A 10,979-nucleotide genomic window follows, 5' to 3' on the forward strand; every position below is an offset into this window, starting at 1 on the left:
ATCGCGGCGCGATCAGAACAGATCGGCCTTGTCGACCTTGCCGACCGGCTTGGCCGTGGCCTGGCGCGTCGGAATCCAGTCGCCCGTGATCATCTGCTCGTAGGCCATGCCCGGGCCGACCATCGGATAGACGCTCGCGACCGGATCGATGATCACTTCGAGGAAGGCCGGGCCATCGAATTCGATGAAGGCCTTCACCGCGGCGTCGAGGTCTTCCTTGCGTTCCACACGCACCGCGAACTGGAAGCCGTCGGCCTCGGCCGCCTTGATGAAGTCCTTGCGATGCAGGCCCTTGTCCGAACCCGCGTAGCGCGATTCGAAGAAGAGGCGCTGCCACTGTTTGACCATGCCGTCGCCGAAGTTGTTGAGCACCACGATCTTCACGGGCAGGCCGTAGGTGGTCGCGGTTTCGAGCTCGCCGAAGTTCATGCGGATCGATGCGTCGCCATCGATGTCGATGACCACGCGATCGCGCGCTGCGAAGGCGGCGCCGAGCGCGGCCGGCAGGCCGAAGCCCATCGTGCCCATCGAGCCCGAGGTTAGCCACAGGCGCGGTTCGGCGAAGTCGAAATACTGCGCGGCCCACATCTGGTGCTGGCCGACGCCGGTGGCCACCACCGCGCGGCCCTGGGTGATCTGGTTGATCGCGCGAATCACCGCATGCGGCTGGATCGCTACCGATTCGCGGTCGTAGTTCAGCGCGTAGGTCTGCTTGAGGTCGGCGATGTGGCGATGCCATTCGGCGTAGCGGCCGTCGGCCGACGGCCGGTAGCCGCGCGCCGTCGCGAATTCGCGCAGGGCGTCGAGCGTCACGTCGAGCGCGCCGATGTGGTGCCACTGCACGCGCTTGACCTTGCCGATCTCGGACGGATCGATGTCCAGATGCGCGATGGCCTTGGCGTTCGGCGCGAACTTGGACGGCACGCCGGCGACGCGATCGTCGAAGCGGGCACCGACCGCGATCAGGAAGTCGCAGTCGTCGACCGCGTAGTTCGCGAACGCGGTACCGTGCATGCCGAGCATGTGCAGCGACAGCGGGGCGGTGGTGTCGACCGCGCCGATGCCCATCAGGGTCGTGGTCACCGGAATGCCGAAGTCGTCGGCGAAACGACGCAGGCTGGCCGAGGCCTCGCCGTTGATGACGCCGCCGCCCGCATAGATCAGCGGACGCTTGGAAGCGTTGAGCAGCTTGTAGAAGGATTCGGCGGACTCGTCGCTCAGCGCGTTGCCGTAGGCCTCGCGCAGACGGGCGCGGAAGCCGGGCAGGGGCAGCAGGCCTTCGCCACGGTAGCTGCCGGACCAGTTCTGCACGTCCTTGGGGATGTCGACCACCACCGGGCCCGGACGGCCGCTGCGCGCGATCTCGAACGCCGTGCGCAGCGTGGCTTCGAGCTTGAGCGGGTCGGTGACCAGAAAGATGTGCTTCGCGCAGGGGCCCATGATCGAGCTGATCGGGGCTTCCTGGAAGCCGTCAGAGCCGATCGCCGCGGTCGGCACCTGGCCGCAGATGACCACGATCGGGATCGAGTCCGCCATGCTGTCTCGCACTGGCGTGACCGTGTTGGTCGCGCCGGGGCCCGAGGTCACGAGCGCGACGCCGACCTTGCCCGAAGCACGCGCGAAACCGGCCGCCATGAAGCCCGCGGCCTGTTCGTTGCTCGGCACGATCAGCGGCATCGGATCGACGCCTTCGGCGCCGCGATGGGTCTGGTTGTAGCGGAACACCGCGTCGTAGGTCGGCAGGATGGCGCCGCCCGAGTAGCCGAAAATGACGTCCACGCCCTCGTCGGCGAGCACCTGTACGACGATCTCCGCTCCGGTCATGGTGGTACCGGAAAGGGGATGGCGGGCAGAGGGATGCGCAGCGTTCATGACGGGACGGTGACGACCGGCTGGTTTGAAGGGCGCGAATTATAGGTGGTAAACCCTCATGTAGACAGGGCCAAGGTTGCGTATAGGGGGACCGCCGATTATCCTGCGCGCCCCTCGGGCCTGCGCCTTCAAGCGCCGGCCTCGTGTACGCCCAATCACCCATCAATCAATCGGTTGCCGCGCCGGCTCAATGCGCCACATCATCTCGATCCTGTTGCAGAACGAGGCGGGTGCCCTTGCCCGCGTGGCCGGCATGTTCTCCGCGCGTGGCTACAACATCGACTCGCTGTCGGTGGCACCGACGCATGATCCGACCGTTTCGCGCCTGAGCCTGGTCACCACCGGCTCCGATGCGGTCGTGCACCAGATCATCCAGCAGACCCGCAAGCTCGTCGACGTGGTCGAGATCGTCGATCTGGCGAGCCATGATCATCTCGAGTGCGAACTGCTGATGGTCAAGGTCGAGGTCACCAGCGGAGCGGCACGCGAAGTGGTCGAATGCGTGCGCCGCCACCATGGCTCGATGCTCGACGAGACCGAGAACACGCGCATGGTGCAGCTGGCCGGCACCGCGTCGGAGATCGACGCCTTCGTCGCCGAGATCGGTGGCATCGCCCGCATCCTCGAGCTTGTGCGCAGCGGCGTCGCCGCGATGGGCCGCGGGCAGCAGATTCTCGCGCTGCCGAGCTGAAAACCAATAACCGACAACGTCATCGTCTCAACCAGGACGGCCTCACGAGCCATCCACCAGCAAAGAGAGTAGAGCCATGAGCATCAAGGTGTATTACGACAAAGACGCCGACCTTTCGCTGATCCAGGGCAAGAAGGTCGTCATTCTTGGCTACGGTTCGCAGGGCCACGCCCACGCGCTGAACCTCAAGGATTCCGGCGTCGACGTCACGGTCGCCCTGCGCAAAGGCTCCAAGAGCTGGGCCAAGGCCGAGAACTCCGGCCTCAAGGTGCTCGACGTCGCCGAAGCCGTGAAGATCGCCGACCTCGTGATGATCCTGGCGCCCGACGAAGGCCAGAAGAAGATCTACGACGAAGTCGTGGCTCCGAACATCAAGAAGAACGCGGCGCTGGCTTTCGCGCACGGCTTCAACATCCACTTCGGCCTGATCGAGCCGCGCGAAGACCTCGACGTCATCATGATCGCGCCGAAGGGCCCCGGCCACACGGTGCGCTCGGAGTACCTCAAGGGCGGCGGCGTGCCGACCCTGGTCGCCATCCACCAGGACGCCACCGGCTCGGCCAAGCAGATCGCGCTGTCGTACGCTTCGGCCAACGGCGGCGGCCGCGCCGGCATCATCGAAACCAACTTCCGCGAAGAAACCGAAACCGATCTGTTCGGCGAACAGGCCGTGCTCTGCGGCGGTGCCACCGCGCTGGTCCAGGCCGGTTTCGAAACGCTGGTCGAAGCGGGCTACGAGCCCGAAATGGCCTACTTTGAGTGCCTGCACGAGCTCAAGCTCATCGTCGACCTGATGTACGAAGGCGGCATGGCCAACATGCGCTACTCGATCAGCAACACGGCCGAATACGGCGACTACGTGACCGGCCCGCGCATCATCACCGAAGAGACCAAGAAGGAGATGAAGCGCGTCCTGAACGACATCCAGACCGGCAAGTTCGCGCGCGACTTCGTGCTCGAGAACCAGGCCGGCCAGCCGACGCTGAAGGCCAAGCGCCGCATCGGCGGCGAGCACCAGATCGAGGAAGTCGGCGCCAAGCTGCGCGCGATGATGCCCTGGATCGCCAAGAACAAGCTCGTCGACAAGACCAGGAACTGAAGTTCTCGTTCAGCGTCACGACGAGCTTCGATAAGGCCGGCCTCAGCTGCCGGCCTTATCTTTTGGGCATGCGACCTTCCTACAATCCCACGATGGGCATCGCGATCGAAGGCTGGATCGTGCTGCTGGCGGTGATCGCGCTCTGGTGGGCGCTGTCCGCCGCGGGCCATCCGCTCGCGGGCTGGTGCGTGCTCGCGCTGCTGCTGCCGCTGGCCGTGTTCTTCGTCGATCGCGGGCGCTCGGTACCGTCGAAGCCGCGCGGCGTGCTCGCGCCGGTCGACGGCCATGTCGTCTACCGGCGCGAAGCGCATGATCCATTGCTCGATCGCGAATCGATCCGCATCGGCATACGCGTGAGCTGGTGGGGCAGTTATGCGCTGCGCTCGCCGGTGGAGGGCGAAGTCGACGTCGTCGACGATTCGCGTCACCGCGCTTCGATCATCCGCACCGACGAGGGCGAGCATTTCGTGATCCAGGTGCGTCGCGGCAGCCTGCTCGGCGCCTTGCCGGTCTGGGTTCCGGTCGGCGACCGGGTCGGGCAGGGACGTCGCTGTGGCTTGCGTCGTCTGGCCCGTGAGATCGACCTCTATCTGCCGGCGGGCGCGCGCGTGGAAGTGCCGCTCGGTAGCCGGGTAAGATGCGGCCAGACCTTGATTGCGACCATCGTGCGGAGAAACAGTTAAATGAGCGAGGAGCTTGGGCCAGAAGTGCCGGCGACGCCTTCCGTGCGCAAGCGCCGCAAGGGCATTTACCTGCTGCCCAACCTGTTCACCACCGGCACGCTGTTCGGCGGCTTCTACGCCATCATCATGGCGATGAATGGGCGATTCGAAGCGGCCTGCGTCGGCATTCTGATCGCGATGATCGCCGATGGCCTCGATGGCCGCATCGCACGCCTGACGAACACCGCGAGCGACTTCGGCAAGGAGTACGACTCGCTTTGCGACATGGTCGCCTTCGGCGTCGCGCCTGCGATCGTCGTCTACGCGTTCAGCCTGCGCTACCTCGGGGATTATCAGTGGCTCGGCGGCAAGCTCGGCTGGGGCATCGCCTTCGCCTACGCGGCCTGCGCGGCGCTGCGCCTCGCGCGCTTCAACGTGCTCGCCGCGATCGCGAGCAGCAACAAGGACTTCTTCGGCGTTCCGAGCCCTGCGGCAGCGGCAGTGGTGACCTTCTTCGTCTGGAGCTGCGTCGACGACAGCCGCTCGCTGTTCGCATGGATCAGCGGCCGCGTGCCGTTCACGGGGCAGGAGGTGCTGTGGCTCGCGGCCCCGCTGACCTTGCTGACGGCGCTCTCGATGGTGTCGAGCATTCGCTACAACAGCTTCAAGAAGCTCAATCTTACGGGCTCGGTGAAGTTCGCGACCTTCGCGGGCGTGGTCGGCGTGCTCGTGCTCGTCGCGATCGATCCGCCGCGCGTGCTGTTCCTGGGTTTTCTGGCCTACGCGTTGTCCGGTCCGGCGGCGGTGATCTGGCGCCGCCTGCGGCGCAAGCCGGCGTCCGCGGCCTGATCGATCTTTGACGCGGGATCGGTTTGTTTTCTAGAATCCGCGCCCATGAAAGCCGCCCGCAACATCGTTGCCTGCCAGAACCGCGAGATCTCGCGGAACACGGCTGCGAGTGCGGTTGCGCCGGCGCTGCTTCTTTCGCTGCTCCTTCTGCCGTAAGGCAGACAGAACGCACACGGCCGCACGGGGCTCAAACCGTGACCACCCAGACAAGACACCGACCGCCCAGCCTAGGCAGGCGCGGTCATGCGTTTTCATCGCACGCCTGGCGTGCACAACGTCGCAACGCTTGCCGCTCACTTGGAGCGCGTTCGACCTAGCCTGGAATCACCCTCATGGCCATGCTGAAAAATCCCGCTACCAAATACCGTCCGTTCGCGCCCGTGCGTCTGAAAGACCGCACCTGGCCCGACGCCGTCATCACCAAGGCGCCGATCTGGTGCAGCGTGGACCTTCGCGACGGCAACCAGGCGCTCATCGAGCCGATGAATGCGGAGCGCAAGCTGCGCATGTTCGAGACGCTGGTGAAACTCGGCTTCAAGGAAATCGAAGTGGGCTTCCCGTCCGCCTCGCAGACCGATTTCGATTTCGTGCGCAGCCTGATCGAAGAAAACCGCATTCCGGACGACGTGACGATCCAGGTGCTGACGCCGGCTCGCGAGCCCTTGATCCGCCGGACCTTCGAAGCCTTGAAGGGCGCGCGCCGCGCGATCCTGCATTACTACAACGCCGTCGCGCCGATCATGCGCAACGTCGTCTTCAACATGAGCAAGGACGAGGTGCTGTCCGAACTCGCGGTCAAACATGCGAAGCTGGTGCAGGAACTCGCCGCTCGGCAGCCCGATACGCAGTGGGTGTTCCAGTATTCGCCCGAGATGTTCTCGGGTGCCGAGCTCGAATTCTCCAAGCAGATCGTCGATGCGGTGACCGAAGTCTGGCAGTCGTCGCCGAGCAATCCCTGCATCATCAATCTGCCGTCGACGGTCGAGCATTCCACGCCCAACATCTTCGCGGACATGATCGAGTGGATGCACCGCAACCTGCAGCGCCGCGACGGCATCATCCTGTCCGTGCATCCGCACAACGACCGCGGCACCGGCACGGCGGCCGGCGAGTTCGCGATCATGGCCGGTGTCGATCGCGTGGAAGGCTGCCTGTTCGGCAACGGCGAGCGCACGGGCAACGTCGACGTCGTCAACATCGCGCTGAACCTGTACACGCAGGGCGTCGATCCGCAGCTCGACTTTTCGAACATCGATGCAGTGCGCGAAACGGTCGAATACTGCAACCAGCTGCCGGTGCATCCGCGCCATCCCTACGTCGGCGATCTGGTCTACACCTCGTTCTCGGGCTCGCACCAGGATGCGATCAAGAAGGCCTTCTCGGCGCGCAAGGAAAGCGACATCTGGGTGATGCCGTATCTGCCGATCGATCCGAAGGATCTCGGGCGCAGCTACGAGGCGGTGATTCGCGTGAATTCGCAGTCGGGCAAGGGCGGCATCACCTACCTGCTCGAGCACGAATACGGCTTGTCGCTGCCGCGTCGCCTGCAGATCGAGTTCAGCCAGGTCGTGCAGGCCGACATGGACGCCTCGGGCAAGGAAGTCACCGCCAAGGACATCTGGCGCATCTTCGAGCGCGAATACCTCGCTTCGGCGCAGCCCTATGCCTACGTCGCGCATCATCTGGTCGAAGACTCGACGCGCGATTCGGTCGAGCTCAAGTCCGAAGTCAGCGTCGGCGGCGAGCGCAGGCAGGTCGTCGGCAACGGCAACGGGCCGATCGATGCCTTCGTGGCCGCGCTGTCCAGGCTCGCGGGCATTCCGATCGCGGTCGTCGATTACCACGAGCATGCGATCGGCGCGGGCGCCGATGCGGCCGCGGTGACCTACATCGAGCTGCGCGTCGGTGAAGGGACGGGTTCGCAGCGCACGCTGTTTGGCGTCGGCAAGGACGCGAACATCGTGACGGCCTCGTTCAAGGCGATCCTGTCGGGCCTGAACCGCGCGCTGCGCGTTTCGCAGGCGGATCGCGCCGCGGCCTGATCGAGGTCGGCTTCAATGCAGAAGGCCCAGCTTCAAGCTGGGCCTTCTGCGTTTGCGGGATTCCACCTCAGAAATCGTCGTCATCGTCGTCGTGCGGCGGCTCCTTGCGGGCCGCGTCGAGTTCGCCGCGCAGCTGGCCTGCATCCGCGATGAAGGCCTCGAGCGACTGCGCCGGTGCGAGACGCAGGGTGGGCGGCAGCAGATCGTCGACGACGACCGCGGGCCCCGTACGTTCGCGCGCATCGCGCTGCGAGAGTGCACCGGCGCCGACGCCGAGCAGCGTGAGCGCCGCAACCACCGCGAGCTTGAAGCGCGGATAGCCGCCACCGATAAGTCGCAGATGACCTGCGCAGAGCAGACCCGCGGTGAGCCAGAACACGAGGTAGTGGTAGCGCGTCAGCGAAGGCCAGGACAGCGAGTAGGCCGAGGTCTCGAGCAGCAGCGTGATCAGCGAGCTGCCGACCATCGAGGCATACGTCAGCGTGAGATGCCGGGAAAACTGCACGATGCCGGCGAACAGGCGGTTCACCAGCGACCACGCCAGGGCCCAGACGACGCCCACGACCAGGGCCATCACGGTCACGGTCAGATAGCGGCTGATCGCCGGTTCGCCGGTCTGCTGCAACCACAGCGAGAGCATGATCTGGGCTGCCAGCAGCAGGCCCAGCGCCGGCGCGATCCAGGTCGAAGCGAACCGCGAGCTTCCGATCGGTCGCTCCTCGGGCACCGCGTGGGCGCTGTCGCGCAGGCGCAGGCGCGTATCGCCGATCGCATAGATCGCATCGGCTCCGAGCTCGATCACGCAGCGTTCGACACGCTCGCGATTCGCAAGGCGCAGGCCATTGCGGCTGCCGAGATCTTCGGCGACGAGTTCACCGTCGTCGTCGCGAAAGATGCGCAGATGGCGCGCCGCCAGCGTCGGATCGTCGATCAGCAGATCACTCTCGTAACCGCGGCCGATGACGATCGGCAGGCGTTCGACCCGATGGCGGGACAGCACCTCGTCGTGGCGCGAGAGGCGCTCGATCCAGATCGCGCGATCCATCGGCGGGTTCGTTCCGGAGATCATCGCTTCGCCCACGAGATCGCTCCGAGATAGTCGCGCGCGAGTTCGAGCGCCAGATCGTAGGGCGCGGCTTCCATCGTCAGGCGCAGCGTCATCGCTTCCCGGCTTGCATCCTGCGTCACGGCGGTCACGGTGACGTCGTAGAGGCCGTCGAAGTCCCGATAGGCGCGCGCACAGATGCCGGCTCGCAGCAGCGGCTTGTCGACGCCGCCGTCGGTCTGCACGACGAAGTCGTCGTGGCAGCGCGGCGTGGCCTTGCGCGACGAGCTCCAGTGCATCGCGCCTTGCAGCGGCTGGTAATATGCGCTCAGAAAACTCGCGAACTGGAAATCGTTGAGCTTGATGCTGCGCAGGTGATCGTGCCGCAGCTGCACGCTGCCGGGCTGCAGGTCGTCGGCGATGAACAGGTCGGTCTCGGCGCTGCACTGCGTGGTGTCGACACGCGCGCGCGGCTTGGGCACCTGATCCGCATTGGTGCTCGCCCAGCACTGGAACCACGGCGCTTCGCTTTCGGGCGCTTCGTAGCGGCCGGCGGCGCCGTTGCGAAAGCCGTGGTCGATCATCTGCCGATACAGATCGCTCTGGCGCTCGAGCAGCTGGCGGCCGATTTCGGCCTCGGCCTGCCTGGCTTCGGCGAGCGGGCTGTTGCGCGCGCGCTCGATCAGCGCGGCGCTGAAGCGCACCGGCACCAGGAAGCTCACGAGCTCGCCGTCGAGCCGCTTGGCGACGTTGATGCCGACGACGCGCCCGGCCTCGTCGACGGCGGGGCCGCCGCTCATGCCCGGATTGATCGCCCCGGTGAAGTGGAAGCGATCGCTGTAGCTGCGTTCGGCGAGACCGTTGTAGGTGCCTTCGACGATCGTGAAGCCGATGTCGAGCGGATTGCCCATCGCGTAGAGCCGCTGGCCCTGGCGCAGCTCGCTGCCGGCGGGATCGAGCGGCAGCGTGCTGCCGGCCGGTTCGTCGAGCTTCACCACCGCCAGATCGTGGGCGACATCGACGGCGAGCAGGCGCAGCTTGCCGCGCTTGCCGTCGGTGCGCGTGTACTCGAGCCGATAGGTGGCCGGCTCGAGCGCGTGTTCGGAGATGACGTGATAGTTGGTCACCGCAAGGCCGCTCGCATCGACCTGGAAGCCCGAACCGATCGACGACTGGCGTCCCGAGACGTCGACGAGGCTGCGGATCTGCAGCAGCCCGGCGCGTGCCGCGTCGTAGGCGCGGTGCGTCTCGTCACCCGCAGGTGCGGCGAGAACGAAGTGGGGAAACAGGGCCGCGGTGGCGGCGATCAGCAGGGCAGCGGGCGTGCGACGCATGCGGAAGTCGTGGAGTGCTCGGTCGTCGCCGGGGTTTCGGCGGTGCCCGGCGATCATAACGGCGGACCGCGGCGACCGCTGCGGGATAAACTGCGCCCATGAATCCGACTCGCCGCCGTCGCTATCTCAACGCCTTGTCCATCGACAGCTACCGCTCGCGGTCCGGCGTCGCCGAGCAAGCGGCCGAGGAGATCGCGGTCGAAACGGTGTCGAACGAAACGGGGCGTCCGCCGGTGGAAGCACGGCCGCCGTCCGCACTGTCGCGGCCCCTGCTTGCGCCGCCCGCGCCTCCACCGACGCCCGAGGCGAGCCCGAGCATCGCCTCGACGCCGGCCGTGGACGTGCCCGCCGACTGGTCCGGCCTGCGCGCGATGGTCAAGGATTGCCCGCGCTGCAAGCTCTGCGCGACGCGCACGCAGACCGTGTTCGGCGTCGGCCCGGAGGACGCGCCGCTGATGATCGTCGGCGAAGGCCCCGGCGCGGACGAGGATCTGAAGGGCGAGCCCTTCGTCGGCAAGGCCGGCAAGCTGCTCGACCAGATGCTCGCGGCCATCGGACGCTCGCGCGGCGAGAACACCTATATCGCCAACGTCGTCAAATGCCGTCCGCCCGGCAACCGCGATCCCGAGGCCGACGAGGTCGCCGCCTGCCGGCCGTACCTCGATCGCCAGATCGAGCTGCTCAAGCCGCGGCTGATCGTCGCGCTCGGTCGCGTCGCCGCGCAGCGGCTGCTGCAAAGCGATGCACCGCTGTCGCGCCTGCGCGGTCCGCTGTATCAGTACGGAGCCGAGCGCACGCCGGTGCTCGTGACCTATCACCCGGCCTATCTGCTGCGCAGCCCGCGCGAAAAATCCAAGAGCTGGGACGACCTCAAGCGCGTGCATCAACTGCTCGCCCAATCCACAGCTGCCGTCCAGGCTTGATCGCGTGCCGAGTCTGCAGCCCATGCAGGCGCATCACTTGCCGCAGGTACTCGCAGTGGAGCGCGCCGCCAACGCGCATCCCTGGAGCGAGGCGAACCTGCGCGATTCGCTGCAGGCCGGCTATCCGGGCTGGGTGCTGCTCGATGGCGAACAGGTGATCGGCTACGCGATCCTGATGATCGCGGTCGGCGAGGCGCAGGTGCTCAACATCGTGGTGTCGCCCGAGCGCCGGCGCGAAGGCCTCGGCCGCGTGCTGATGGAACGCATGATCGAGGCCGCGACGACTGCGCAATGCGAGCTCATGCTGCTCGAGGTGCGACGCTCCAACACGGCGGCGATCGCGCTGTATCGCGCTTATGGCTTCGCGCAGATCGGCCTGCGCCGCAACTACTATCGCTCGGACGACGGCGTCGGCGAAGACGCTTTCGTACTTACGCTGCCGCTGCGCACAGCCGCTTGAGG

The 10,979-nt window shown here is 66.3% G+C and carries 10 protein-coding genes; 7 read left to right on the forward strand and 3 right to left on the reverse strand.

Features of this window, described 5'->3' with window-relative positions; all coding sequences use genetic code 11:
• Positions 1-12: 12 nt before the first annotated feature.
• Positions 13-1,824: a biosynthetic-type acetolactate synthase large subunit gene (gene ilvB / locus AC3WUM_RS15780; RefSeq protein ID WP_492411261.1), complete on the reverse strand. Its 1,812-nt coding sequence runs from the start codon at positions 1,822-1,824 to the stop codon at positions 13-15.
• 238 nt (positions 1,825-2,062) lie between these two features.
• Here ilvB and ilvN point away from each other — a divergent pair, with 238 nt between their 5' ends.
• From ilvN to leuA, 5 genes are all read left to right on the forward strand, one after another.
• Entirely contained in the window at positions 2,063-2,563 is a 501-nt protein-coding gene (gene ilvN, locus AC3WUM_RS15785; protein ID WP_492411262.1) for an acetolactate synthase small subunit, read from the forward strand.
• Positions 2,564-2,645: 82 nt separating this feature from the next.
• On the forward strand, positions 2,646-3,662 hold the full coding sequence (ilvC, locus tag AC3WUM_RS15790; RefSeq protein WP_492411425.1) for a ketol-acid reductoisomerase: 1,017 nt from the start codon (positions 2,646-2,648) through the stop codon (positions 3,660-3,662).
• Positions 3,663-3,754: 92 nt separating this feature from the next.
• Positions 3,755-4,345, forward strand: a complete 591-nt coding sequence (locus AC3WUM_RS15795; protein ID WP_492411263.1) for a phosphatidylserine decarboxylase — start codon at positions 3,755-3,757, stop codon at positions 4,343-4,345.
• Entirely contained in the window at positions 4,346-5,173 is an 828-nt protein-coding gene (pssA, locus tag AC3WUM_RS15800; protein WP_492411264.1) for a CDP-diacylglycerol--serine O-phosphatidyltransferase, read from the forward strand.
• Positions 5,174-5,511: 338 nt separating this feature from the next.
• Positions 5,512-7,215 carry a 2-isopropylmalate synthase gene (leuA, locus tag AC3WUM_RS15805; RefSeq protein WP_492411427.1) on the forward strand — a complete coding sequence of 568 codons (1,704 nt, stop codon included), beginning with the start codon at positions 5,512-5,514 and terminating at the stop codon, positions 7,213-7,215.
• 67 nt (positions 7,216-7,282) lie between these two features.
• Here the strand turns inward: leuA and AC3WUM_RS15810 are convergent, their stop codons facing one another.
• Positions 7,283-8,296, reverse strand: a complete 1,014-nt coding sequence (locus AC3WUM_RS15810) for an FHA domain-containing protein (RefSeq protein ID WP_492411265.1) — start codon at positions 8,294-8,296, stop codon at positions 7,283-7,285.
• Positions 8,281-9,594 carry a S1C family serine protease gene (locus AC3WUM_RS15815; RefSeq protein ID WP_492411266.1) on the reverse strand — a complete coding sequence of 438 codons (1,314 nt, stop codon included), beginning with the start codon at positions 9,592-9,594 and terminating at the stop codon, positions 8,281-8,283. The genes AC3WUM_RS15810 and AC3WUM_RS15815 overlap by 16 nt, the downstream gene beginning before the upstream one ends.
• A gap of 98 nt (positions 9,595-9,692) precedes the next feature.
• Between AC3WUM_RS15815 and AC3WUM_RS15820 the strand changes: the two genes are divergently transcribed.
• Positions 9,693-10,517 (forward strand): uracil-DNA glycosylase, encoded by an 825-nt coding sequence (locus AC3WUM_RS15820; RefSeq protein ID WP_492411267.1) that lies wholly within the window; start codon positions 9,693-9,695, stop codon positions 10,515-10,517.
• Positions 10,518-10,521: 4 nt separating this feature from the next.
• Complete coding sequence (gene rimI, locus AC3WUM_RS15825; RefSeq protein ID WP_492411268.1) at positions 10,522-10,977, forward strand: ribosomal protein S18-alanine N-acetyltransferase; 456 nt, start codon at positions 10,522-10,524, stop codon at positions 10,975-10,977.
• Positions 10,978-10,979: the final 2 nt, after the last annotated feature.

This window comes from Hydrocarboniphaga sp. FW305-C-57, assembly GCF_058783045.1.